The 25,822-nt window shown below is 55.5% G+C and carries 25 protein-coding genes; 6 read left to right on the forward strand and 19 right to left on the reverse strand.

Features of this window, described 5'->3' with window-relative positions:
* Positions 1–6: 6 nt before the first annotated feature.
* The 4 genes from mliC (at position 7) to pdxY (ending at position 3,480) form a co-directional block, all read left to right on the forward strand.
* Positions 7–330, forward strand: coding sequence for a C-type lysozyme inhibitor (gene mliC / locus HF679_RS05035; RefSeq protein WP_123754588.1), 324 nt, complete (start codon positions 7–9; stop codon positions 328–330).
* A 57-nt stretch (positions 331–387) separates the two neighbouring features.
* Positions 388–1,044: a pyridoxamine 5'-phosphate oxidase gene (gene pdxH, locus HF679_RS05040; RefSeq protein WP_123754587.1), complete on the forward strand. Its 657-nt coding sequence runs from the start codon at positions 388–390 to the stop codon at positions 1,042–1,044.
* Between the two features lie 239 nt (positions 1,045–1,283).
* The gene (tyrS, locus tag HF679_RS05045) at positions 1,284–2,558 is read left to right on the forward strand and encodes a tyrosine--tRNA ligase (protein ID WP_123754586.1); all 1,275 of its coding nucleotides are present in this window, start codon (positions 1,284–1,286) and stop codon (positions 2,556–2,558) included.
* Positions 2,559–2,619: 61 nt separating this feature from the next.
* Positions 2,620–3,480 (forward strand): pyridoxal kinase PdxY, encoded by an 861-nt coding sequence (gene pdxY / locus HF679_RS05050; protein WP_154145297.1) that lies wholly within the window; start codon positions 2,620–2,622, stop codon positions 3,478–3,480.
* 44 nt (positions 3,481–3,524) lie between these two features.
* Here the strand turns inward: pdxY and gstA are convergent, their stop codons facing one another.
* The 13 genes from gstA to blr all read right to left on the reverse strand — a co-directional run bounded on the left by gstA (position 3,525) and on the right by blr (position 15,607).
* Positions 3,525–4,130, reverse strand: a complete 606-nt coding sequence (gene gstA / locus HF679_RS05055; RefSeq protein WP_123754584.1) for a glutathione transferase GstA — start codon at positions 4,128–4,130, stop codon at positions 3,525–3,527.
* Between the two features lie 105 nt (positions 4,131–4,235).
* Positions 4,236–5,741, reverse strand: coding sequence for a dipeptide/tripeptide permease DtpA (dtpA, locus tag HF679_RS05060; protein WP_123754583.1), 1,506 nt, complete (start codon positions 5,739–5,741; stop codon positions 4,236–4,238).
* A gap of 600 nt (positions 5,742–6,341) precedes the next feature.
* Positions 6,342–6,977 (reverse strand): endonuclease III, encoded by a 636-nt coding sequence (nth, locus tag HF679_RS05065; protein WP_123754582.1) that lies wholly within the window; start codon positions 6,975–6,977, stop codon positions 6,342–6,344.
* On the reverse strand, positions 6,974–7,678 hold the full coding sequence (locus tag HF679_RS05070; protein ID WP_154145294.1) for an electron transport complex subunit E: 705 nt from the start codon (positions 7,676–7,678) through the stop codon (positions 6,974–6,976). The genes nth and HF679_RS05070 overlap by 4 nt, the downstream gene beginning before the upstream one ends.
* 3 nt (positions 7,679–7,681) lie before the next feature.
* Positions 7,682–8,302 carry an electron transport complex subunit RsxG gene (gene rsxG / locus HF679_RS05075; protein WP_123754580.1) on the reverse strand — a complete coding sequence of 207 codons (621 nt, stop codon included), beginning with the start codon at positions 8,300–8,302 and terminating at the stop codon, positions 7,682–7,684.
* Between the two features lie 9 nt (positions 8,303–8,311).
* Positions 8,312–9,364, reverse strand: coding sequence for an electron transport complex subunit RsxD (gene rsxD, locus HF679_RS05080; RefSeq protein ID WP_187042674.1), 1,053 nt, complete (start codon positions 9,362–9,364; stop codon positions 8,312–8,314).
* Positions 9,365–11,662: an electron transport complex subunit RsxC gene (rsxC, locus tag HF679_RS05085; RefSeq protein WP_187042675.1), complete on the reverse strand. Its 2,298-nt coding sequence runs from the start codon at positions 11,660–11,662 to the stop codon at positions 9,365–9,367.
* Positions 11,655–12,233 carry an electron transport complex subunit RsxB gene (gene rsxB / locus HF679_RS05090; protein WP_123754577.1) on the reverse strand — a complete coding sequence of 193 codons (579 nt, stop codon included), beginning with the start codon at positions 12,231–12,233 and terminating at the stop codon, positions 11,655–11,657. Before rsxB ends, rsxC begins: the two co-directional genes overlap by 8 nt.
* A 1-nt stretch (position 12,234) precedes the next feature.
* A complete protein-coding gene (gene rsxA / locus HF679_RS05095; protein WP_123754576.1) occupies positions 12,235–12,816 on the reverse strand; it encodes an electron transport complex subunit RsxA in 582 nt (193 codons plus the stop codon).
* Positions 12,817–12,895: 79 nt separating this feature from the next.
* Positions 12,896–13,336, reverse strand: a complete 441-nt coding sequence (locus HF679_RS05100) for a DUF2569 domain-containing protein (protein ID WP_123754575.1) — start codon at positions 13,334–13,336, stop codon at positions 12,896–12,898.
* Between the two features lie 67 nt (positions 13,337–13,403).
* On the reverse strand, positions 13,404–13,619 hold the full coding sequence (gene ydgT, locus HF679_RS05105; RefSeq protein ID WP_123754574.1) for a transcription modulator YdgT: 216 nt from the start codon (positions 13,617–13,619) through the stop codon (positions 13,404–13,406).
* 342 nt (positions 13,620–13,961) lie between these two features.
* On the reverse strand, positions 13,962–15,332 hold the full coding sequence (locus tag HF679_RS05110; protein WP_187042676.1) for a GH1 family beta-glucosidase: 1,371 nt from the start codon (positions 15,330–15,332) through the stop codon (positions 13,962–13,964).
* Positions 15,333–15,457: 125 nt separating this feature from the next.
* Positions 15,458–15,607 (reverse strand): division septum protein Blr, encoded by a 150-nt coding sequence (gene blr, locus HF679_RS05115; protein WP_123754572.1) that lies wholly within the window; start codon positions 15,605–15,607, stop codon positions 15,458–15,460.
* A 191-nt stretch (positions 15,608–15,798) separates the two neighbouring features.
* Here blr and HF679_RS05120 point away from each other — a divergent pair, with 191 nt between their 5' ends.
* Positions 15,799–16,839: an oxidoreductase gene (locus tag HF679_RS05120; RefSeq protein ID WP_123754571.1), complete on the forward strand. Its 1,041-nt coding sequence runs from the start codon at positions 15,799–15,801 to the stop codon at positions 16,837–16,839.
* Positions 16,840–16,867: 28 nt separating this feature from the next.
* On the opposite strand, the gene add is transcribed toward HF679_RS05120, so the two are convergent.
* The 4 genes from add to yedE form a co-directional block, all read right to left on the reverse strand.
* The gene (gene add / locus HF679_RS05125; protein WP_123754570.1) at positions 16,868–17,869 is read right to left on the reverse strand and encodes an adenosine deaminase; all 1,002 of its coding nucleotides are present in this window, start codon (positions 17,867–17,869) and stop codon (positions 16,868–16,870) included.
* A gap of 186 nt (positions 17,870–18,055) precedes the next feature.
* The gene (gene dgcJ / locus HF679_RS05130; protein WP_187042677.1) at positions 18,056–19,576 is read right to left on the reverse strand and encodes a diguanylate cyclase DgcJ; all 1,521 of its coding nucleotides are present in this window, start codon (positions 19,574–19,576) and stop codon (positions 18,056–18,058) included.
* A gap of 355 nt (positions 19,577–19,931) precedes the next feature.
* Positions 19,932–20,165: a sulfurtransferase-like selenium metabolism protein YedF gene (gene yedF, locus HF679_RS05135; RefSeq protein WP_123754568.1), complete on the reverse strand. Its 234-nt coding sequence runs from the start codon at positions 20,163–20,165 to the stop codon at positions 19,932–19,934.
* Complete coding sequence (gene yedE / locus HF679_RS05140; protein WP_123754567.1) at positions 20,162–21,373, reverse strand: selenium metabolism membrane protein YedE/FdhT; 1,212 nt, start codon at positions 21,371–21,373, stop codon at positions 20,162–20,164. The genes yedF and yedE overlap by 4 nt, the downstream gene beginning before the upstream one ends.
* A 395-nt stretch (positions 21,374–21,768) precedes the next feature.
* Between yedE and HF679_RS05145 the strand changes: the two genes are divergently transcribed.
* A complete protein-coding gene (locus tag HF679_RS05145) occupies positions 21,769–22,797 on the forward strand; it encodes a CorA family divalent cation transporter (protein WP_123754566.1) in 1,029 nt (342 codons plus the stop codon).
* A gap of 52 nt (positions 22,798–22,849) precedes the next feature.
* On the opposite strand, the gene HF679_RS05150 is transcribed toward HF679_RS05145, so the two are convergent.
* Both HF679_RS05150 and malX read right to left on the reverse strand, forming a co-directional pair.
* Positions 22,850–24,022, reverse strand: a complete 1,173-nt coding sequence (locus tag HF679_RS05150; protein WP_154143908.1) for a MalY/PatB family protein — start codon at positions 24,020–24,022, stop codon at positions 22,850–22,852.
* A 49-nt stretch (positions 24,023–24,071) separates the two neighbouring features.
* On the reverse strand, positions 24,072–25,664 hold the full coding sequence (malX, locus tag HF679_RS05155; RefSeq protein WP_123754564.1) for a maltose/glucose-specific PTS transporter subunit IIBC: 1,593 nt from the start codon (positions 25,662–25,664) through the stop codon (positions 24,072–24,074).
* Between the last annotated feature and the right edge of the window lie 158 nt (positions 25,665–25,822).

Consider the following 25,822-nt stretch of genomic DNA (forward strand, 5'->3'; position numbering starts at 1 on the left):
AAACGAATGAAAAAAATCCTTATTGTTGTTCTCCCTTTTATGCTTGCAGGCTGTAGCTACTACAACCAGTTTGTGGACCGGATGCAGACTAATACGCTGGAATACCAGTGCGATCAGAAACCGCTGACGGTGCATATCAACAACACGCGTCAGGTTGCCAGCTTCATTTATGACAATCAGCAACTGAACCTGCAGCAGGGTATTTCAGCCTCCGGCGCGCGTTATACCGATGGTGTTTATGTGTTCTGGTCGAAAGGCGACAGCGCCACCATCTACAAACGCGATCATGTCGTGCTGGACAACTGCCAGCTGCAGACGGCCAAACGTTGAGATTTCTGTCCCGGGGGCGCACAATGACGCCACCCGATGACAACTTTCTTCAGTGCCATGTCTGATAACGATGATCTGCAGCAAATCGCGCATCTGCGCCGAGAGTACACCCGTGGTGGCCTGCGTCGCCACGATCTTCCCGCTGAACCGCTAGCATTGTTTGAGCGTTGGCTTCGCCAGGCCTGTGACGCCCGACTGGCGGATCCAACGGCAATGGTTGTCGCCACCGTTGATGAAAACGGCCAACCCTGGCAGCGAATCGTGCTGCTTAAGCACTATGACGAAAAAGGGTTGGTGTTCTACACCAACCTCGGCAGCCGCAAAGCGCACCAGATTGAAAAAAATCCGCATGTCAGCCTGCTGTTCCCGTGGCATATGCTGGAGCGTCAGGTGATGGTGGTCGGCAAAGCCGAACGCCTGTCGACCCTCGAAGTGGTGAAATATTTCCACAGTCGCCCGCGCGACAGCCAGATCGGCGCCTGGGTTTCCCAGCAATCAAGCCGCATTTCGGCCCGCGGTATTCTTGAAAGCAAATTCCTCGAACTGAAGCAGAAATTCCAGCAGGGCGAAGTGCCGTTGCCGAGCTTCTGGGGGGGATTCCGCATCTCTATCGATCAGATGGAGTTCTGGCAGGGCGGTGAACACCGTCTGCACGATCGTTTTTTATACCAGCGCGACCATGACGCGTGGAAAATCGACCGCCTGGCTCCGTAATCCCGGAAATTTGTTGTGTTAAGCGCTGGTGCTCGATGGGCTGGCGCTTTATTCTATAGCCTTCATTTTTCATGCTGCGTCGTGGTGGGCCGCACCCGCTAATCCGGTGATTTTCTGGCCTGCGCTGCTTGTCGCCCTGGCGTATCGTGAATGATTTTGCAGAAGAGATGTCTTTTTTCGCGTCTGGCGAAAAGTCGTGTACCGGCAAAGGTGCAGTCGTTTTATACATGGAGAATTTGATGGCAAGCAGTAACTTGATTAAACAATTGCAAGAGCGGGGGCTGGTAGCCCAGGTGACGGACGAGGAAGCGTTAGCAGAGCGACTGGCGCAAGGCCCGATCGCGCTCTATTGCGGCTTCGATCCTACCGCTGACAGCTTGCATTTGGGGCATCTTGTTCCATTGTTATGCCTGAAACGCTTCCAGCAGGCAGGCCATAAACCCGTGGCATTGGTGGGAGGCGCAACCGGTCTGATCGGTGACCCGAGCTTCAAAGCCGCCGAGCGTAAACTCAACACCGAAGATACCGTGCAGGAGTGGGTAGATAAAATCCGTAAGCAGGTCGCACCGTTCCTCGACTTTGATTGCGGTGATAACGCCGCGATTGCCGCGAATAACTACGACTGGTTTGGCGGCATGAACGTGCTGACCTTCCTGCGTGATATCGGCAAACACTTCTCCGTCAACCAGATGATCAACAAAGAAGCGGTTAAGCAGCGTCTGAACCGTGACGATCAGGGCATCTCGTTTACCGAATTCTCCTATAACCTGTTGCAGGGTTATGACTTCGCGTGCCTGAACAAACTGCACGGCGTGGCGCTGCAGATTGGCGGTTCCGACCAGTGGGGCAACATCACTTCGGGTATCGATTTGACCCGTCGTCTGCACCAGAACCAGGTCTTTGGTCTGACCGTGCCGCTGATCACCAAAGCAGATGGTACCAAGTTCGGTAAAACGGAAGGTGGCGCAGTCTGGCTGGATCCGAAGAAAACCAGCCCGTACAAATTCTACCAGTTCTGGATTAACACCGCGGATGCCGATGTTTATCGCTTTCTCAAGTTCTTCACCTTTATGGACATGGCTGAGATCAATGCCCTGGAAGAAGAAGACAAGAACAGCGGTAAGGCACCACGTGCCCAGTACGTGCTGGCCGAGCTGGTGACCCGCCTGGTGCATGGCGAAGAAGGCCTGATCGCCGCCAAACGCATTACTGAAAGCCTGTTCAACGGCAACCTGAGCGACCTGAGCGAAGCTGACTTCGAACAGCTGGCGCAGGATGGCGTACCGATGATTGAAATGGACAGCGGTGCCGATCTCATGCAGGCGCTGGTGGATTCCGAGCTGCAGCCATCTCGTGGCCAGGCGCGTAAAACCATCGCCTCCAATGCGGTCACCATCAACGGTGAAAAACAGTCCGACCCGGAATATGTCTTCACCGATAGCGACCGCCTGTTTGGCCGCTATACCTTACTGCGTCGCGGTAAGAAAAATTACTGTCTGGTCTGCTGGAAGTAATTGCGTAAAGGCAGGGGCGTGGGAAACCACGCCCCTTATTTTTTGCTGTCAGGTACCCAAGATGAAGAACATCCTCGCCATCCAGTCCCACGTTGTGTTTGGCCACGCCGGCAATAGTGCCGCAGAATTTCCGATGCGCCGCCTGGGCGCGAACGTCTGGCCCCTTAATACCGTACAATTTTCCAATCATACCCAGTACGGGAAATGGACCGGGTGTGTGATGCCGCCTGCGCATCTCACCGAGATAGTCCAGGGGATTGCGGATATTGATCAGCTGCAGCGTTGTGATGCGGTCCTCAGCGGCTATCTGGGCTCTGCCGAACAGGGCGAGCATATTCTCGGGATTGTGCGTCAGGTGAAGGCGGCCAATCCGGCGGCGAAATACTTCTGCGATCCGGTGATGGGTCATCCGGAGAAAGGCTGTATCGTGGCGCCTGGCGTGGCGGAGTTTCATGTCCGTCATGCGCTGCCGGCAAGTGATATCATTGCGCCAAACCTGATTGAACTGGAGATCCTGTGCGGTCATCCGGTAGCGAACGTTGCGCAAGCCGTGGCCGCCGCACGCGAACTGATCGCCCAGGGGCCGCAGGTGGTGTTAGTGAAACATCTCGCTCGCGCGGGTCGCAGCATGGATCGTTTTGAAATGCTGCTGGTGACGCACGACGAAGCATGGCATATCAGCCGCCCGCTGGTGGATTTTGGCCTGCGTCAGCCGGTAGGCGTGGGGGATGTGACCAGCGGACTGCTGCTGGTTAAGCTGCTGCAGGGGGCAACGCTGCGTGAAGCGCTGGAACATGTGACCGCCGCGGTCTATGAAATCATGCTGACGACCAAAAATATGCAGGAGTATGAACTGCAGGTCGTTGCCGCGCAGGATCGTATTGCGCTGCCGGAGCAGCACTTCAGCGCGACACCGCTGTAAACCTCGTTAACTGCCCGGTATTGCGCCGGGCAGTTCTTCTCGCCTTACTGAAGCCCTTCTGCCGCCAGTGCCGCGGCAACCGATGGACGCGCCGCCATGTGCTGCATCCAGACCGCAATATGCGGGTAGCCTGTCATATCTAACTTCAGCGCATACGCCCAGCGCAGCACCGTAAACAGATAGCCGTCGGCGATGGTGAAACGGTGACCGTTCAGCCACTGCTTATCGGCAAGCGAGCCATCAATATACTGCAGCTTCTTCTCCAGCTGAGCACGTGCTGTCGATTTGTAGTCTTCTGGGGTGTCCGGGCGAAACAGCGGCGTGAAGCCTTTGTGCAGCTCGGTTGCGACGTAGTTGAGCCACTCCAGCGTCTGGTAACGGGCAACGGAGCCAACCGGTGCCAGCAGCTGGCGGTCCGGGACCTGGTCTGCAATGTACTGCATGATAGCAACGCCTTCGGTGAGCAGGATATCGTCGTCAAGCAGCAGCGCCGGTACCTGGCCTTTGGGGTTGATCTGCAGATAATCATCACCGTTTTCCAGGCGTTTATGCATCAGATCAACGCCTTGCAAAGTGAAATCCAGTCCACTTTCGCGCAGGGCGATATGTGAGGCAAGGGAACACGCACCGGGTTTGTAGAACAGTTTCATCAGTAACTCCTCGTGGCTGCAGTTTTCTGTATGTTAGCCCAGGGGTAAAAAAAAAGCCGCTAACAAAACGTTAGCGGCCTAAATTTATTGGTTTTCCCGAAGCGCTTAGACGGTAGCCGTATCGCGAGCTTTAGCGACGGTGTCGTCATCCTGAGTCATGCGGTTCAGCTTCGGTGCGAAGGCAAACATCAGCACAGAGATAACGGCGGTCGTGATACCGATCTGCAGGAACACGTGACCATAGACCGCCAGGGACTGCAGCGGGTCGGTTACGTTTTCCGGTACCGCCATCAGGTTTGCTACTTTACCGGCGATGATTGCCGCGCCAGCGGTGGTCAGGAACCAGCTACCCATGATGAAGCCCATCAGACGCTGAGGAACCAGCTGAGCCACCATGGCCAGGCCGAGACCAGAGATCATCAGCTCACCGATACTCTGCAGCGCGTAGCTCAGAATCAGCCAGTTAACGGAGACGATACCGGCGTCGGTCGCGAATTTCGCGCCCAGCGGCAGCACGAGGAACGCCAGCGAGCACAGCACCATACCGATAGCAAATTTGTGCGGCATCGGCAGACGGTCGCCCATCTTGTTATAGATAGCGGCCAGAATCGGGCTGCCGATCATAATCCAGAACGGGTTCAGCGCCTGGAACTGCTCCGGCTGGAAGCTGATACCCAGAATAGCGTGCTCAACGTTACGGATTGCGAAGAAGTTCAGGGAGGTCGGCATCTGGCTGTACAGCACGAAGAAGACGATCGCCTGGAGCATCAGAATAAAGGCCACAATCATTTTACGTCGTGCGGCGCCTTGCATGCCCATGGCTTCTTTAGCAAAGATAATCACGATACCCAGCGCAACCACGCCCAGCACCATACGGGCAATACCCTGGTTGTGCAGCAGCCAGGTAGCAATCACCACAAGGATGACTACACCGACGATGGTTGCCAGCAGTTTGCCGTAGTGAACCGGTGCAAAGTCAGGTTTAGAACCGTAGTTTTTCACCCATTTTTTGCAGAACATAAAGTTCACGAGGGTGATCAGCATCCCGACGAAGCTCAGAGAGAAGGCGATGCTCCAGCCAAACTTCGCCGCCAGCCACGGAGTAGCCAGCATCGAGAAGAACGAACCGATGTTGATGGACATATAGTACATCGTAAATGCGCCATCGAGACGCGGGTCGTCTTTCTCATAACAGGTCGAAAGCAGGGAGGACGGGTTAGCCTTAAACAGGCCGTTACCGACGGCGATAGTCGCCATACCCATATACACGATTGCAGCATCATGACCGGAGTACGCGACCAGCGCGTAACCAATTGCCAGCACGATGGTGCCGAGCATGATGACACGTTTGGTGCCGAGGACTTTGTCACCCAGCCAGCCGCCGATAGCGACAAGGCCATAAACCAGTGCACTGAAGGAGGAGAAGAGTGTAATAGAATCCGCTTCTGACATACCCAGCTGTTTTACCAGGTAAACGGCCATGATCCCTTGCAGGCCGTAATAACCAAAACGCTCCCATAATTCGATCGAGAAGATCAGATAGAACGATTTCGGTTGTTTGAAAGCGTTCAAACTCACGCTTTCTGCTGGTTTATTGTTTGCAGTTGACACATATACCTCTTTTTTTACATCCCATATTAACGGGGGGTGTTCGGGGCGCAATCTGAGAAGACCGCCGCCTTTATAGTTATTCTGGAGGGAAAACGGGAAGTAATGTTCACTATCCTGACCATTCAGGCAAGGGGTTTGTAATACTCTGTTACATATATCTCAGGCGTTATAATACGCCAGTCATTTAAATGTTATGCAGAGTTAAATTTCATCTTTTAGGTATTGGTGACATTTTTATCTGTCGTCTTACGAAAAACATTGGATAACGGCGATATGTTCTGCTGATAAGCCTTGAATCTAGTGATATAGCCCATAATCCTAAAAATAGATGGGGTATTGTCCTGACGACTGCGGCTCTGGTATTGCAAATGCTGGATTTCATTATCATCAAAGAAACAAAAATTTAACATCAGGTTGCTAAGGTGATCTGGATCACAAATGTATAGAAATTTTTGCTACATAAAAAATGATTAACCTGGCTGTGCGTTATATAGCCGGTTAATTCTTCTGCAAAGTAGATAATTATTGGTGTTAAAGGCAGGGCGGAGGCGTTAAGCGCAGAACCACTATTATTTCATGGTCATGATTCTGCACTGGCGCTCAGGAATAGACTTTCTCTTTAAACTCGCATAAATCTTCGATCAGGCAGGAGCCACAGCGCGGTTTGCGGGCAATGCAGGTATAGCGGCCGTGCAGAATCAGCCAGTGATGGCAGTCGACTTTAAACTCGGCAGGAACCACCTTTAGCAGTTTTTCCTCAACCTGTTCAACGTTCTTGCCGGGGGCAAATTGTGTCCGATTGCAAACGCGGAAGATATGCGTGTCGACCGCAATCGTCGGCCAGCCAAACGCGGTGTTCAGCACCACGTTGGCGGTTTTCCTGCCCACGCCGGGAAGGGCTTCCAGCGCCGCTCTGTCTTCAGGAACCTCGCCATGATGCTGTTCGAGCAGGATCCGGCAGGTCTTAATGACATTTTCCGCTTTGCTGTTAAACAGGCCGATGGTCTTGATATACGATTTGACGCCATCGACGCCCAGCTCCAGCATCGCCGCCGGAGTGTTCGCCACCGGGTAGAGCTTTGCCGTGGCCTTGTTCACGCTGACGTCGGTGGCCTGGGCGGACAGCAGCACCGCAATCAGGAGCTCAAACGGGCTGGTGAAATTGAGTTCTGTGGTCGGGTGCGGGTCGTTATCCCGCAGCCGGGTGAGGATTTCCAGACGCTTGCTCTTGTTCATCCCAGACTTTCCGTGTGTGCATCCGCAGGCGCGGCAGGTGTTGCCGCAACCGCTTTGGCTTTACGCTGCTTAGTGCGCTCATCAATAAGGTATTTTACCGCCAGCATCATTCCCAGACCAATAAACGCCCCCGGTGGCAGCATCGCCAGCAGGAACGGCGTATCGGTGTGGAACACCTCAATGCGCAGCACTTTAGCCCAACTGCCCAGCAGGCTGTCTGCCCCGTCGAACAGGGTACCGTTGCCGATAATCTCGCGCAGCGACCCCAGCACAAACATCGCGCAGGTGGCCCCCATTCCAATGGAGAAACCATCCAGCGCCGACAGGGCTGGCCCTTTTTTGGCGGCAAAGGCTTCCGCCCGGCCGACCACGATACAGTTGGTGACGATCAGCGGGATAAAAATCCCCAGAGACTGATACAGGCCAAAGGCGTAGGCGTTAATCAGCATCTGCACCACGCTCACCACCGAGGCAATGATCATCACGTAAATGGGGATACGGATCTCGGCCGGTGTCCAGCGGCGCAGGCTGGAGATAGCCAGGTTGGTCAGCGTCAATACCAGCGTCGTCGCCAGACCCAGCCCGAGCGCATTGGTGGCGGTTGACGTCACCGCGAGCAGGGGGCACATGCCGAGCAGCTGCACCAGGGCGGAGTTGTTTTTCCACAACCCCTGAACAATGACCTCTTTGACTTCGCTCATGGTCTACTCTCCGCAGGGGGTAAGTTCGGGAATCTGTGCCGGCAGCGTCTGGGCATACAAACCGGCGCGCTTCACGGCGTTGACCACCGCACGTGGGGTGATGGTGGCGCCGGTGAACTGATCAAAATCGCCGCCGTCTTTTTTGACCGCAAAATGGCTGTCGCTCGCGCCGTGGATCACTTTACCAGCAAAGTGGGTGATCCAGTCCGACAGGCGTAACTCAATTTTATCCCCCAGGCCTGGGGTCTCATGATGCTCGGTCACGCGGGTGCCGAGGATAGTACCTTTAAAATCGGCCGCGACCAGCAGCTGAATGGCGCCGGAGTAACCATCCGGCGCGGTGGCTTCCATGACGACCCCGACCGGAGCATCCTGGTTTTTGGCAATCCAGATCTTATGCTGGCCTTTGCCGAGCGACGGCTCCGCCACCAGAAAACAGCTTTGCAGCAGATCGTTAGTGTAGCGCTCGGCAGGCAGAACCTGATTGAATAACGCTTTTTGTTGCGTGGCCGCCTGCTCATCAATGGTCGATTTCGTCAGCGCATTGATGGCTGCGGTCAACCCGGTGGTACCGGCGGCAAACAGCGCCAGCGTGATCCCGTGTTTGCGCATGCTATTTAACATCATCAATCCTCAGCGGTGGCCATAAACGCGCGGGCGCGTGTAGTAATCAATCAACGGAACGGTGATGTTTGCCAGCAGTACGGCGAATGCCACGCCGTCCGGATACCCACCAAAACTGCGGATCAGCCACACCAGCAGGCCGGCGAGGGCGCCGAAAATCAGGCGACCACGGTTGGTCGTGGAGGCGGTGACCGGATCCGTCAGAATAAAGAATGCCCCCAGCATGGTGGCGCCAGACAGCAGGTGAATCTGCGGCGCGGCGAGGCTTTGCGGGGAAAACAGCCAGCCGAGAGTGGCGCACAGGGTCAAACTGAGCAGGAAGCTGAGCGGAATATGCCAGCGGATGGTTTTCTGCCACAGCAGGAACAGGCCGCCGGCCAGATAGGCGAGATTGACCCACTGCCAGCCCGGCCCCACCAGTACTCCGCCGAAAATAGGGTACTGCATGATCTCTTTGACTTCATGTCCGGCACGCAGCGAGGTTTTAAAGGTGTCGAGCGGCGTGGCCTGGCTTATCCCGTCAATGCCCATTCGCAGGGTATTGATGTCGCCACCGCTGGCGGTATGGCCGGTAAAGATCACTTGCAGGGCGTCGGTGAAGCCCGGAATGGTGGCGGCAATATCATGGGGCGGGAGCCACGAGGTCATCTGCACCGGGAATGAAATCAGCAGGACCACGTAACCAATCATCGCCGGGTTAAACGGGTTGTGGCCCAGCCCGCCGTACAACTGCTTGGCGATGATAATGGCAAAGGCGGTGCCTAATACCACCATCCACCAGGGGGCCAGCGGCGGAATACTGATGGCTAACAGCAAGCCGGTCAGCAGCGCGGAGTTATCGGCGAGGGTGGTGGCAATATTCTGTTTGCGCAATTTGAGGATCCCGGCTTCCGTCCCCCAGGCCGTCAGGGCTGCCAGAATAAGCTGTATAGCGGTACCCCAACCAAAGAACCAGGTCTGGACCACCAGACCGGGAACGGTCGCGAGCAACACCAGCAGCATTATCCGTGAGGTCTGACGCTGGTTATGGGTATAAGGGGAGCTTGCGATTCTGAAAACCATTTATTCCTCGTTAACTGCCTGCCTGGATGTTTTCCTGGCCTGAACACGGGCGATTGCTTCGGCGACCGCAGCTTTGCGCGGATCGTCGTTGGCGGCTGGCGGATGTTGCTCTTGCTGCTGTTCGGCCTTGCGGGCTTTAGCGCGGGCGATAGCGGCTTCGACGGCGGCTTTGCGCGGGTCAACGGCGATTTCAGCCACCGGCTGAGCTTCAGCCTGCGGTGCGCTCTGCTGTTCGGCCTTGCGGGCTTTAGCGCGGGCAATTGCTGCTTCGACGGCGGCTTTGCGCGGGTCAACGGCGATTTCAGCCACCGGCTGAGCTTCAGCCTGCGGTGCGCTCTGCTGCTCGGCCTTGCGGGCTTTAGCGCGGGCAATTGCCGCTTCGACCGCGGCTTTGCGCGGGTCAACGGCGGCTTCGGTCACCGGTTGAGCCTCAGCCTGCGGCGCGTTCTGCTGTTCGGCCTTGCGGGCTTTAGCGCGGGCAATTGCCGCTTCGACGGCGGATTTACGCGGGTCAACGGCGGTTTCAGCCACCGGTTGAGCGTCAGCCTGCGGCGCGTTTTGCTGCTCGGCCTTGCGGGCTTTAGCGCGGGCAATTGCCGCTTCGACGGCGGATTTACGCGGGTCAACGGCGGCTTCGGTCACCGGTTGAGCGTCAGCCTGCGGTGCGTTCTGCTGCTCGGCCTTGCGAGCGCGGGCCTCGGCTTTCCGTGCCTCGCGTGCAGCGATGGCGTCACTGTTGTCTGGTTTTGTGCCGGCCTGGATGATAATCGGTTGCGCGGCATCGCGCTGTTTGTCGCGTACCCGGGCCAGCGCGGCGTTAATGGCATCCTGATCTTTGGCTGCCGGCTGTACCGCGGACTGCTTGTGTCGTTCCTGGCGTGCGGCTTTATCACGCTCCAGTCGTGCCTGGCGTGCTTCAAATCGGGCTTTGGCTTCCGCCGCGCGTTTCTCTTCCTGACGGATGGCGGTAATCTCCGCTTTTTCCTGGCGGAAGTATTGCACCAGCGGAATATTACTCGGACAGACCCAGGCGCAGGCGCCGCACTCAATACAGTCGGCCAGGTTATGGCTCGTTGCCTTGTCGTGCTGTTGTCCTTTGCTGAACCAGTAAAGCTGCTGAGGCAGCAGGTCAGCGGGGCAGGCGTCGGCGCAGGCGCTACAGCGAATGCAGCCTTTCTCTTCTTCGGCCTGGCCCATTTCATCGACGGAGGGCGCCAGCAGACAGTTGGTGATTTTCACTACCGGAACGTCCAGCCACGGCAGGGTGAACCCCATCAACGGGCCGCCCATGATTACCATCTGCTCTGCGCTCGGGCAAAAACCGGCATTTTCCAGCAGGTGGCGCACCGGCGTACCCAGTCGCGCCCAGACGTTGCCAGGACGGGTAACTGATTCGCCGGTCAGGGTGACAACACGTTCGGTGAGCGGCTCGCCGTCGATCACCGCGCGTTTCACCGCGTAGGCTGTTCCGACGTTTTGCATCAAAATGCCGATGTCGGAGGAGCGCCCGCCGTGGGGAACCTGTTTGCCGGTGAGGATCTGCGTCAGCTGCTTGGCACCGCCTGACGGATATTTGGTCGGAATGACCCGCAGCTCAATGCCGTGGGCGTCGCATAACACGGCTCGCAGCATCGAAATGGCCTGCGGTTTATTATCTTCAATGCCGATCAGGACCTGACGGGGCTGTAATATGTGGGCCAGGATGCGGATGCCGTCAATAATTTGTGCCGCGCAGTCCTGCATCAGGCGATCGTCGGCGGTAATGTACGGCTCGCATTCGGCAGCGTTAATAATCAAGGTTTCAATATTGTCGCCGCCGCCGCGTAATTTGATACCCGTCGGGAAGCCTGCACCGCCAAGACCGGCAACGCCGAACTGATGGATGCGCTCAATCAGCGCTTCACGGCTCTTATTCTGATAATCACTCCAGCCGTCGCGCTCGATCCAGCGGTCTTCGCCATCGGCATCGATAATCACGCTCATTTCAGCCAGCGCGGAGGGGTGGGCAGTTGAGTGCGGGGCAATGGCGCTCACCACGCCGGAGGTCGGCGCATGCACCGGCAGCATTCGACCCCAGCCGCGGGTCAGCGGCTGGCCACGCAATACCCGATCGCCCGGTTTTACGCACAGCTCACCCTCGGCACCAATGTGCTGCTTAAGCGGGATGACAAATTGCTGTGGCAGGGGAACCTGGCGCAGTGGCGTCGCGTTAGACTGGCTTTTCATTTCAGGCGGATGAATGCCGCCATTGAAATCCCAGATTTTGTCTTTTCTGAATGCGGAGAATAACTTAAACATGTTGTTCCACAGGAATATTGCGTACCGGAATAGTGTGAAGATCCCATTTCCAGGTTTCAGTGGTCGTCGCGACCGGCACCATTTCTATACATTGCGTCGGACACGGCGCGACGCAGAGGTTACAGCCAGTACACAGATCGCTCATCACGGTATGCATGGCGCGGGTGGCGCCAAGGATCGCATCGACAGGGCAGGCCTGGATGCATTTGGTACAGCCGATACAGTTGTTCTCGTCGATAATCGCCAGCATACGCACCGGTTCCTGCGCCTGCTCATCGCCATCAATGGGTTGCGGATCGACGTTTAACAAGGCCGCGATTTTCAGCATCACCGCTTCGCCGCCAGGGGCGCAACGGTTAATTTTCTCGCCCTGGGTACCGACGGCTTCGGCATAGGGGCGGCAGCCCGGGTAGCCGCACTGACCGCACTGACTTTGCGGGAGCAGTTCATCGACTTTTTCAACCACCGGGTCATCTTCTACTTTGAAGCGGCGGGAGGCGTATCCCAGAATCAAGCCGAAAATCAGCCCCAGCAGGCTGATGGCGATCACCGCTATCCAGACAGCACTCATATTACAACTTCACCAAACCACTAAAGCCCATAAATGCCAGCGACATCAGGCCCGCTGTCACCAGGGCAATCGCATTACCACGAAACGGTGCGGGGACATCCGCCACCACCAGTCGCTCGCGGATTGCCGCAAACAACACCATGACCAATGAGAAGCCGACCGCGGCGGCAAAGCCGTACAGTGCGGACTGCAGGAAGTTATGGCCGAGGTTTATGTTCAACAGCGCCACGCCGAGCACCGCACAGTTGGTGGTAATCAGCGGCAGGAAAATGCCTAACAGGCGATACAGCGCCGGGCTGGTTTTGCGAACCACCATTTCGGTAAATTGCACGACCACGGCGATGACCAGAATAAAGGCCAGCGTGCGCAGGTAAATCAGATTGAGCGGGATCAGGATCCAGGTATCAATCAACCAGGCACTGATGGAGGCCAGGGTCATCACAAACGTGGTGGCCAGCCCCATCCCCATCGCGGTTTCCAGTTTTTTGGAGACCCCCATAAAGGGGCATAATCCAAGAAACTTCACCAGAACGAAGTTGTTAACGAGGACAGTACCAATAAAGAGCAGTAAATAATCAGCCATCAACTCGACCTGAAAACAGAAAAAGCCGCCTATTATCGAATAAATCGATACCGGCGACAACAGGTTAACTGTGTGGGTATTACGAATTCACGAAAGTTCGCTTAACCCGTTTGGAACGTTTGAAGTAAGGCACCAACAGCGCCGCGGCAAGCAGCGGGAACACCAGCTGGCGCAGGGCCATCGCATCGGTGATCGGTGAAAAGGCAAACGCTTTTATCGCCAGCAGCAAAGAAACCAGCAGCCAGATAATGTAATGCTTCGGCACCAGCGCCCGTCGTTTGAAAAAGGCAAAGGTTAGCCACAGGGTGTAGTACCACATGCCGATGGCAAACAGCAGCGAGCCGACCCACAGCAGGAGGTGGCCTGTGCTCATTTCCGACAACAGGGCAAAGGTCCGGGAGGACATCAGCGCGTTAGCAAATATCAGCAGCGACAACGACGTGCTCAGCAATGCCACCAGTAGCCATGCCAGTGGGGCCAGCAGCCACCCGCCGATACGTTCAGCAGATTGAGAAGACATTATTTCTCCCGGTTTCGATGAAATGAAGGGCGGGAGTATAAGCAACTGGCATGGTTGAGAACAGGATTTATTGCACGTAACGCCAAACGGATTTCGGCACCTGGCCGATGTCGAACAATTTCCCACCAGAAACCAGCTCCGCCCGGCGGTGATCGGCGGCGCGATACATATTGACGATCTCCACGGTGTCGGTCAGGGAATAGTTAAGGTGGTCAAAAAGTTTTTCAAGGCTTTCAAGCGAACTGATTTTTCGAAATTTTAATAAGTAATCCTGAACGGTCATTTGCGTTTCCATTTTATAATCGGAATATACCTTTCATCTTTCAAGTTGCCTGGGTGCTGGCTGCATCCGTGCACTCCAGTCACTTACCTGAGTGAGCTTCTGGGGATTTACAGCTTTGCCACCGACAAGCAATTCGAATTATTTTGGGTATAAATAAGACGAATAATTTCTGCGCTTAATAAATCAGCGTCCAACCACCGAGCCTTCTTGATGGGGCTGCGCCGAATTATTTCGGTTGCCATGACGAAAAACAAGAACTGATTTCGTTCCGGAGGTAGCAAAAAGATAATTAAGAGTTTTCCAGAGACGGAACAGGCGCCGGACGGCGCCTGGTGGGGAAGATTAACGCTGTTCGCCTCGGGTGGCAATCAGGTTTTGGTACCAAAAGAAGCTCTTCTTACGTTTGCGGGCAAGGTTCTGTTGATGGTCAACGTACACAAAGCCATATTGTTTTTGATAACCGTTAAGCCAGCTCAGCAGATCAATAAAGGACCACGGATAATAACCGCGGACGTCGGCACCGGCCTCGATGGCTTTTTCCAGCGCAGTAATGTGGCTGCTCAGATAGTCAATGCGCGGATCATCGACAATCTCGCCATCAATAATCGGGTCTTTGGCCCCTAAACCATTTTCGGTGATATAAATCGGAATATCGCCGTAGCGTTCCTTAATCATCATAATCCCATCAGTTAACCCCTGCGGCCAGATCTCCCAGCCCCATTCGGTATAGGTGCTCTGCGGGTTACGCACGAAATGAAACAGTCCATCCACGCCAGGTTCACCGCCGCTCAGGCCTTCCTGTGGCTCGGCCGAGACGGTTTCACGGCGATAGTAATTGAGCCCGATAAAGTCGCAGCGGCTTTCACGCAGCAGGGCGTCATCCTCCGGCGCGAAGCGCGGCACGCCCCACAGCGCCTGGGTCTGTTGCAGCAGCTCCTCGGGATAGTGGCCTTTTAATACCGGGTCATATAACCAGTGGGTATGCACTGCGTCGGCCATGGCGGTAGCCTGGCGATCGGCTTCGCTATCGGTGAGCGGAGTGTGCGGCTGGAGCACGTTAACGAAACCAATCTCGCCGTTAATACCGGATTCACGGAATGATTTTACCGCCAGGGCGTGGGCGATGAACACGTGGTGGCATGCCTGAATGGCGCGGGCCGGGTCGCGAACGGCCGGCGGATGGCAACCATTAATATAACCATGTCCAATAAAGACAATGGTCTCGTTAAAGGTTGCCCACAGTTTTACCCGGGAGCCGTAGCGGGCGTAACACAGGCGGGCATACTCAGCGAATGCTTCGGCGGTACTGCGTGCTTCCCAGCCCCCTTCATCCTGCAGCGCCTGCGGGAGATCCCAGTGATAGAGGGTGATCATGGGTTCGATATTGTGGGCCAGCAGCTCATCGATCAGATCGCTATAAAACTGAACCCCCGCTTCATTGATTTCGCCACGTCCCTGAGGGAGCAAGCGCGGCCAGGAGATAGAGAAGCGGTAGCTTTGCAGGCCCATCTCCGCCATCAGCGCAACGTCTTCGCGAAAGCGGTGGTAGTGATCCACGGCGACGTCACCGTTGGTGTTTTCAAACGTCGCTCCCGGCTGATGGGCGTAAATATCCCAGATTGACGGGCCTTTGCCGTCAGCGTCGTGACCGCCTTCAACCTGATAGGCTGCGGTGGCAGCGCCCCAAAGGAACTGTTGTGGAAATGCGGACATGATAAAACTCCTTATCAAATGATAAAGAGAGTGTATGAATGTGTTCGCAGTTGTGCAACCGGTTTCAGAAACCGGTTGCACAACTGCGAAGTGGGTCACTGTTTCCCGTCAGCAGGGATGACGCACTAGTGAGGCTGAACGTTGGTGGTCACAACATTAGCCGGAGGCGGTGACTGGTAGTTATCAATGTGGTGCGCGATAACCAGAAGCAGGGCGGAAACCCCGAAAACAACCCATCCGATAAGTTCTACAATTCTGTTTAAAACGTTCGACATAATTCTAAAATTAAAAGTTAAAGCAGAGCTAAATGTTACTAAACGACGACAGCAACGCAAGAACTACCTGGAAGAATTGTCACGATTGTCGTAAAGATGAACAGCGATAATACATTAGGAAAGCTAATAAATAAAATGCATCTTATAGTTAACAGGCAGGGCGAAATCTACCGCTGAACGGGGGTGAGACGATGAGTGACAATATTCAGGTCGGTATCATAGGGTACGGGTATGCCAGTAAAACCTTTCATGCGCCATTAATCAGCGGCACGCCGGGAATGACCCTGGCCGCGGTCTCCAGCAGTGATGCAACGAAAGTGCATGCCGACTGGCCCGCGCTGCGCGTCGTCGCCGATGCCGCCAGTTTACTGAGCGACCCTCATCTTGATCTGATCGTGATCCCAACCCCCAACGATAGCCATTTCCCGCTGGCTCAGGCCGCGCTGGCGGCGGGTAAGCATGTTGTCGTCGATAAACCGTTTACGGTGACACTGTCACAAGCTCGGGCATTAGAGGCGATGGCTAAAAGCGACGGCAGACTGCTGTCGGTATTTCATAACCGCCGCTGGGACAGCGACTTTTTGACGGTGAAGTCGCTGATTAATGAAGGACAGCTGGGCGAGGTGTGCTATTTCGAATCGCATTTTGACCGCTACCGCCCGCAGGTTCGCCAGCGCTGGCGTGAACAGGGAGGCCCCGGCAGCGGGATCTGGTACGATCTTGGGCCGCATCTTCTCGATCAGGTAGTCAATCTGTTTGGTCTGCCGGTCAGCATCCACGTTGATTTAGCACAGCTGCGCCCTGGCGCGCAGGCGACCGACTATTTTCATGCGACGCTGGTCTATCCCCAGCGCCGCGTGGTATTGCACGGTACGCTGCTGGCGGCAGCAGAAACTGCACGCTATATCGTCCACGGTTCCCGGGCGAGCTATGTGAAATACGGCCTGGATCCGCAGGAAGCGCGGTTGAAAAACGGCGAACGTCTACCCCAGGAGGATTGGGGCTACGATATGCGTGACGGCATTTTGACCCGCGCGGAGGGGGAAGAACGCCATGAAGAGAGCTGGCTGACTGTACCGGGCAACTATCCGGCCTATTATGCGGCGATTCGTGATGCGCTGAACGGCAATGGTGAGAATCCGGTTCCCGCCAGTCAGGCGATTCAGATAATGGAATTAATTGAGCTGGGGCTGGAATCGGCAAAACACCGCGCCACATTGTCGCTGATTTAGCCCGGCAGATGGTCTGCCGGGCAATCGGTCAAGCCACTTTAACACGCTCAATCAGCGCGATTTTTTCCTGAGGGCTCAGAAACGCCTGTTCCAGACCATTGATCTGCGCCTGGCGAATCTGCTCACGGCTCAGGCCCGCAGCCGGCGCCGCGACGGTATATTCGTGAATAATATCGATGCCCTGAACCGCAGGATCGTCGGTATTGATCGACGCCAAAACGTCGTGCTCGAGGAAGGTTTTCAGCGGATGCTGCGCCAGGGACGCCACGGTGCTGGTCTGAATGTTGGAGGTCAGGCAGGACTCGATGCCAATGCGTTTCTCGGCGAGGTAGTCCATCAGCGCCGGATCCTGAACGGCTTTCACACCATGACCGATACGTTCCGCGCCCAGCTCACGAATGGCCTGCCAGATGCTCTCGGGACCCGCAGCTTCACCCGCGTGGACCGTAATGCGCCAGCCGGCGTCGCGTGCGAGGGTGAAGTGATCGGTGAAACGCTCGCCGGGAAAACCGAGTTCATCCCCGGCCAGGTCGAGTGCGGTAATGCCATCGCGATGGGCCAGCAGGGCGTCCAGCTCTTGCTGGCAGGCCGCTTCGCCGAAGGTGCGGCTCAGAATACCGATCAGACGGGCATCGACGTTAAAGTCGCGGCAGCCTTCGCGGACGCCGGCAATCACCGCCTCGACCACGCCGTCGACCGGCAGCTGGTGGGTCATCGCCATGTAGCGCGGGGAAAAACGCAATTCAACGTAGTGCAGGCCGTTGCGCGCGGCATCTTCGACGTTTTCATAGGCCACACGGCGGCAGGCTTCCAGCGAGGCGAGGACTTTTACGCCCCAGTCCAGTTTAGCGAGGAAACTCACGAGGTCAGGTTCATTGCTGGTGACCTGGACGTGGGGGATCAGGGTATCAAGTGAGGTTGCCGGAAGCGCGATATTGAACTGGCGGCCAAGATCGAGAATAGTTTGGGCACGGATATTGCCGTCAAGGTGGCGATGAATGTCGGTTAATGGCAAAGTCGAATCAATCATGGTCGCACTCATTTTTAGGTAAAGTGCACATCATTATACAACATCTGTTTAATCATTTAAAAGTATCAAAGAATCGGCAGCGACTATTCGTTTGATGCTCACAGCGGCGCGCAAATGGGGATTAGCGGCGATAATGATATATATCATCATCGCCTGTGCCGTCCTGCTAATTCTTGCTGGCGAATCTTAGCGGTACTTGTCTCTTTTTTGTACATACAGCAGCTTGTCGGATTTTTTTATCGCCGTTTCCAGTGAATCGTCGGGATCCATCTGATGATTGCCGTGTGAAAACGCCACCAGTTTGTCTGTATCGGTATGCTCTAAATGCGCCTTAATTCTGGCGATGATTTCCAGACTTTTAAGGTACGGCGTATCGATAAGGATCAGGATAAACTCATCGCCACCGAGGCGGATGCCGTAATCACTTTTACGAATAGATTGTTCGATGGCCTGGCCTAATAGCTGAATGACCTTGTCACCCACATCATGCCCGCGGGTGTCATTGATTTTTTTCAGACCGTCGCTGTCAATGGATACCACGGTTACCGGGATGTTTTTACCGAGTGCGGTCCCTATCTTGCGGTCCAGCGCATCGTTGAGCACTTTTCTGTTGTACAGGCCGGTCAGGGTGTCGGTGACGTTATCTTTTGACAGCATGGCGTGGCGGGCCATTTGTGTTTTGGTGTAGCGGCACAGCAGCCAGGTACTGAGGATGTAAAGGACCGCCAGCCACAGGTTATTGAGGGCAAAATACAGCAAATCCATTTTAATATTTAAAACATAGAACGGAGTCAGGTTCTCTTTATGTTTTATAATATTGAAGGTTTTTATTGTCGAGTGATGGAAGTAAATGTCGTCGCCGGTGGAACGGTCGGTGACGTACAGTGATAAAAAACGCCAGAGCACCGGTCGGTCAGCGGTATAAAACGAAGTGGCAAGATCGTCAATATTAACATCGGTCACGATAACCCCTTTGATCATGCCATTCTGAAACACCGGGGTTAACATGCTGATAATATTTTTCTTAGTATAACCATCGCGATAAATATGTGAGGTGATATTTTCGCCGTGCAGTAAATCATTGAGCGCGCTGGGGTCGATATTAATAATATGGGCGCTGCGGGTGATATCGATCAGGTTATCATCGCGAACTAACCAGTTATCAAAGCGATACTGGTTGGTATCAATGATTTTGTTAATGTAAATATAGTTATTGGCCAGATCGATATAATATTTGGTGTTATGAAAAACATACCCCCGGTAATTAGAAAAAGCATATTTTGACGCCGACTGATTATAGTCGCTCTGGATGATGGAGAGGGCGGAAACGTCGCGCCCCCAGATATGACAATCGGGATTGCGGGTTTGTAAGGTACCGCTTAACCCCTTGAAGGTCTGGTGGGTCAGATTGAGGCCGGAAACCCCGTTTACCGATTCGAGATCCTCGCAAACCGCACGGGTTTTGTCATTTTGCCCGTCGGACATTAACGGGGCGGTAGAAAAGGCCCTCGAGAGCTGCAGCGCCATATGCTGGTTGATGTATTCGGCATGGGAAAGCGCGGACTCGCCGCTTTCCGCCACATAGCCCATGTATCTTTGCAGATCGCGATATTCACGCATGATGAATCCAATGAATATCGCCGTCGTCAGAATGATGGTGAGCATATTGATATAGCGAGAGCGCAGGGAAACCGTGGTGTGGTCCATATTAGATGACCTGTCCGCTAAAGTGGCTCAGCAGGCGCCGGAAGGCAGATAATGCGACATTTCCCTGCATGACTTCCCCCATCAACAGGTTAATAACGGAGCGAAAAGTATACGGCATGGTGGCTTCTGTTCCTCATCCTTAAGGCGTATCGGGCGGTTGTCAATATCAGTATAGAAGTATTACTCCTAATGATAATGCCTGTGTATTATCCCGAGAGTGAAATTTTAGGCTTCCATGATGTATATTTCCAGTTAATTAAACCAGTATTTTACTTTTATTGCAGAATATCATGATTGTGAGGCGGAGAGGGGCAGGCCGGTTGCGGACAGCGCCCGGCCCGGCCTGAGTCAGGGCTTATTTTTGGATCAAATAACGGATAGTTGGCCCGTCCTGCTGGATATCCAGAACCGTATAGCCGTAGTTCCGGGCATCCTGGGGAATGTTGTTGATCGACTGCGGGCAGTCGCTGACCACTTCCAGTATCTCTCCCTTTTTGAGCGAAGGCATCGCCTCAAGGGTTGCCACGGCCGGATAGGGGCAGGGTTCACCCACCATGTCGAGGCGGTAATCGGGCACGATATTTTTCATGCGGCATCCTTAGCGTTAACGGTAGCAAGCGACTTCTGGCGGAAAAAGTGTTTCTCCCAGGCGATGACCAGCATCAGGGCGATAAACAGCAGCAGGTAGGTGACCAGCAGGCCGCCGAACGGACCAAAGGTGGTCAGCAGGTTGACCTTATCCCAGTTTGTCGCCAGCGCAGGCGACAGGTCATCCCAGAAATAGGCCAGAATCGTTGAGCCAATCACGTTGCCCAGCCCCACCCACCAGTAGTGGACCTGGCCTTCAACGGCGCGATACATCCAGCCGGTTTCGCAACCGCCGGCCAACACGATGCCGAACCCAAACAGCAGGCCGCCGATAACCGCATTAGGGCCAGCCCACATGATTTTAGGCTCCATGCCCAACTGGACGTAGCTGAAAATCCCAATCGCACTGGCGGCCATTCCGAAGATGATCGCTTTCGCCATATAGGTGCGCCCGGTGATCCACATATCGCGGAACGCCGAGGTAAAGCAGATCTGCGCGCGCTCAATCAGCAAACCGAACCCGACGCCAAACAGCATCGCGAGGCCCAGCTTTGGCCGGTCGATGGCGGTCAGCAGGCCCCAGGCGATCATCGCGAAGAACACCAGCATTCCGGCGCGGAAACGGCGTCGCGCCTGGGCGGGTTTTTGCGTTAACGGTGACGCCGCGCTGACTTTCTGCATCCTGACCGGAATGCGGAAAATGGGCAGCAGGGTAAAGCGGGCGCCAAACCAGGTACCGATCGCCGTGGCGATGGCAAAAAACCAGGCGTGCAGGGAAAACTGAGGGATACCGGTAAAAAAGGCCGCGAGATTACAGCCCATCGCCAGGCGCGCGCCAAACCCGGCGATGATCCCGCCGGCCACCGCCTGAAAAATGCGGATGCGGCTGCGCGGCAGGCGCAGTTTGACGTTATTGGCCCATAGCGCGGCGGCAAAACAGCCGCCGAACATGCCGAGGATCATCATGCCGTCGATGCGGGTCAGCGGCGTGCCTTCAAGGTGGATCAGCTGGTAATAGCCCCACTGTTCGGTATGGACGCCGACAAGCTGCAGTAATTGCCCGCCCCAACGGGTAAATTCACCGGTAACGGCCCAGAACGTGCCGGTAATGCCGAAATAGTAGGTGGAGAGAATACCGGCGGCGATCACCGCGGGCGCTGGCGCCCAGAACTTCACCAGGTAGGCTTGTTTGAATTGTTGCCATGTCATAAAAGATGCCTCTGAACTCAGAAGGTAAATCACCCCGGACGGGGTTGAAGAACGGCGATCATACGCCGCTCAGGACGTTAAAACGCTCGACGGGATCAAGAGGAACGGTATCGGTGACGACGTCAGGTGGGCTAATGTGCCATCCGGTGCCTCTGAGATGTCAGTCAGGTGTCCGTTTTGTGAACAAATTATTACCCTTGCCTGGCTCTGAAAAATGGCGAAATATACCCGTCATCCTTCAAGCTGCCTCTGTGTTGGCTGCACTTAGCAACCCCAGTCACATCGCTATCTATGCTGCTGGGGATTTGTTCCTCTGCTGCCTGACGCATCTTGGATGATGGTGTGTACATGCTTTTATTCGCTCTGACAGTGCCAGATGAAATCCTGAGGGATATATGAGTCAAGATGTCGCCGGAAAGATGTTAAAACCCGATTTTGATCTGGAAGTCTCCGGACTGGTGCATGGGTTCCTGTTTCGTGAAGGCCAGGTTCCACAGCAAATCAACTCCCATGAGGTCTGCGCCCGATATCAGCAACTGGACGGCGAGAATGACTTTGTCTGGCTCCACCTGAACCTCAATCACGCCACCGCTGAGAAATGGCTGACCAGTCATTTTCCCGTTGACGACTTTTTCTTTGAAGAGATCCGCGACGGTTCCCATACCACGCGGATTGAACGTCAGGATGAGATCCTGTTTGCCGTGCTCAACGATGTCATTTTCCACCCCAAAGAGGCGACGGCGGAAACCTCAACCCTGTGGCTTTACTGCAGCCAGACGCTGGTGGTGACGGCCCGCTATAAACCGCTGCGTTTTATTGAATGGATGCTGCCGCGCCTGGCGACCTTAAAGGTGAACGCGTCAACCGGGCTGCTGGCGTTCTTGCTGGAAGAGCAGGAAGAGGTGCTGGAGCAGGTGGTCAGGCAGGCCAGTCGCCGCGTCGATGCTATTGAAGAGCGCCTGCTCAGCAACCATGTGCAGCGCAACCGGGCCGACCTCGCGCGCCTGCGGCGTATGCTGCTGCGCTTTCAGCGCCTGCTGGCACCTGAACCGGCGGCGATGTTCCGTCTGCTCAACCGCCCGCCGGCGTGGATCGATCGCGCCGTGGTGCAGGAGTTCCGCCAGTTCACCGAGGAGTTTACCGTGGTGCTGAACGATCTCTCCGGGCTGACCGAGCGGATCAGCCTGCTGCAGGAGGAGATAAGCGCCCGGCAGATGGAGCAAAGCAACCGCACGCTGTATACCCTGACGGTGATCACCGTGCTGGCGTTACCCATCAATATCGTGGCCGGTTTTTTTGGCATGAACGTCGGCGGAATACCGCTTTCGAGTAACCATCACGGCTTTATTCTGCTGGTGGTGATTGTCGGGGTGTTTACCCTCGGGGCCGGGTATCTGGCTTTCCGGCGGCGGGATGATTTATAGGGGACGGCAGGGAAAACAGCAGTCGCGCAGCCGAAACTGCGCGACAGGGCGACTACGATAACGCGCGCAGGGCGGCAATTAGCCCGTTAACGCCTTTCTCCAGCTTTTCGCGAGGGCAACCGGCGTTGAGACGGAGGAACCCGACACCCTCTTCGCCATAGGTATAGCCCGGCATAATGGCCACCTTTTGTTCCTCGATCAGCACTTTCTGCAGGGCGCGATCGTCGATACCCAGCGGGCGCAGATCGATCCACGCAAGATAGGTTGCCTGCGGCGGCTGCCAGTTTAGCTGCGGGAACGCCTGATTGAGCGCCCCGGCGATGTAGCGCATATTGTCCTGCAGGTAGGCCCGCAGCGCATCCAGCCACGGGGCTCCTTCCCGGTAGGCGGCAACATGGGCAACCAGCGCCGGCACCGACGGCGAGGATAATCCGTCGCGACTCTTCAGGGCGGTGAGATACTGCTCGCGGGCGCGGGGATCGTCGATCAGGCCGTAAGCGCCGGTAAAGGCCGGAATATTGAAGCTTTTGGAACCGGAGGTGAACAGCGCCCACGGGCCACGAGCTACGTCGCACCACGGCGTATGCCGGTGTTCGCCCCAGACCATATCCATATGGATCTCATCGCTGATCACCTTCACCCCGTGTTTTTCGCACAACTGCGACATCGTCTCAAGCTCTTCGCGCTGCCAGACTTTACCGGTGGGGTTATGCGGGCTGCATAGCAGCAGCACGGTGTTGCGCGGTTGCGCCAGCGTCTGTTCGAGCAGGGCCATATCGCACTGCCACTGATTATCCTGCAGCGTCAGCGGGACCGGCGCGACCTGACGCTGATTGCCCTCAATGGTTTTATAGAAGGCATCATAGGCGGGCGTGTGCACCACCACGCCATCGCCTGGGCTGGACCACTGGCGAATCATCTCCGCCACCATATAGATAACCGACGGGCCATATACGATGGCGTCGCGATCTATCGGGGAGTGAAAGCGGCTGGCGTACCAGTGGGTCACCGCGCCGAGAAACTCATCGTTTTTCCAGCGGCTATAGCCGAAGACGCCGTGAGCAAGGCGTTTGCTGACGGCGTCAAGAATGCAGGGAGCGGTGGCGAAATCCATATCGGAGATCGTAAAGGGGAGCAGGTCGGCTGCGCCGAAGCGGTCGGCAACGTAATCCCATTGCGTACACCAGGTACCGTGGCGGTCGACAGGCGTGGCAAAATCAAACATCTGAACTTCCTTAATCAACGCCCCCTCCAGACTCAGAGGGGGCTGGCATTTATGCCTGGACGGTATTCATCAGTACGGCCATTTCATCTTTCACCGACTGAACCTGCGGGCCAATGACGACCTGCAAATTATGCTGGTTTAGCTGCACAACGCCGATGGCGCGGTTGGCTTTCAGCGCTGCACTGTCCACTTTACTCATATCATGCACCGACAGGCGCAGACGGGTAATGCAGTTATCGAGAGAGACGATGTTATCTGCTCCGCCGAGGGCGGCCAGAATCGCCGGGACGTTGTAACCTGACTTGCCGGTCACGCCGGAGACGGCTTTCTCAAAGGCGGCATTGGTTTCGATATCGCGACCCGGCGTTTTGAGGTTAAAGCGGGTGATGGCGAAACGGAAGATGCCGTAATAGACCGCGAACCAGATGGCCGCCACTACCGGCACCAGATACCACTTGGTCGACAGGCCGTGCAGAATACCGAACACCACGAAGTCGATCACGTTACCGTCGGTATTGCCGATGGTGACGCCGAGCACCGCCATGATGGTGAAGCCGAGGCCGGTCAGCAGCGCGTGAATAACGTACAGCACCGGGGCCACGAACAGGAACAGGAACTCCAGCGGCTCGGTGGTTCCGCCGACCACGCAGGCAATGACCCCGGAAATCAGCAGACCTTTGATCTTATGACGATTCTCCGGACGGGCGCAGTGGTACATCGCCAGTGCCGCACCCGGCAGGCCGCCGAGGAAGGCCGGCATTTTACCTTGCGACAAGAAACGAGTCGCGCTTTCAGAGAAACCGTGGGTTTCCGGGCAGCTCAGCTGCGCCTGGAAGATAGTCAATGCGCCGCTGACGCTATGACCGCAGACGTCCATGGTGCCGCCCGCCTCGGTAAAGCGGATCAGCGCAACCAGAATATGGTGCAGGCCGAACGGCAGCAGCAAGCGTTCACCGGTACCGAAGATCATTGGGCCGAAGTCACCGGCGCTGTTAATCATATGGCCCAGGGCGTTGATCCCCATGGCAAACACCGGCCACACCAGCGGGATCGCCAGGCCAACCAGCCCCAGCACCACGGTGGTGATAATCGGCACAAAACGGGTGCCGCCAAAGAAGGCCAGCGCATCCGGCAGGCGGATATTATGAAAACGCTCGTGCAGCATCCAGACGACGATCCCGGCGATCACGGCGCCGAGGATCCCGGTGTCGATGGACTGAATACCGATAATATTCTGGATATTGTTGGCTTTCAGCACGGCGGCATCGGTGGTCGGCAGAATGCCTTTGGCGGTGAGCCAGAAGTTAACCGCCAGATTCATCACCGCGTAGCCGACAAAGCCGGCGAAGGCGGCGACGCCTTTATTTTCGCGCGCCAGGCCCAGCGGGATGGCGATACAGAACATCACCGGCAGGAAGCTAAAGGCGAAAGAGCCGACTTTGCTCATCCAGATAAACACCGCCTGCAGCAGGGGAATATCGAGCCACGGCAGCAGGGTGAGCACATCATGGCTGCTTAAGGAGCTGCCGATCCCCAGCATGATCCCGCAGAATGAAAGCAAGGCCACGGGCAACATAAACGTTTTTCCCAGCTGCTGGAAAAACTCCCACAAAGTAATTTTTGGTGTCGTTTTTGCCGTCATTAACACGAATCCTGTTTATTTTAAGTTATGGGTAAGGTGTAACGTGACGGAAAGATAAAACGTTTTATCATTTTTTAGTGCGATAAAAATCACATAATCAAGCGATGATAACGTTTATAAAGATAACCCATTGATAAAACGTTTTATCGACCGCCGAA

This window comes from Enterobacter sp. JUb54 (genome assembly GCF_014298075.1).
Taxonomy (GTDB): domain Bacteria; phylum Pseudomonadota; class Gammaproteobacteria; order Enterobacterales; family Enterobacteriaceae; genus Klebsiella; species Klebsiella lignicola.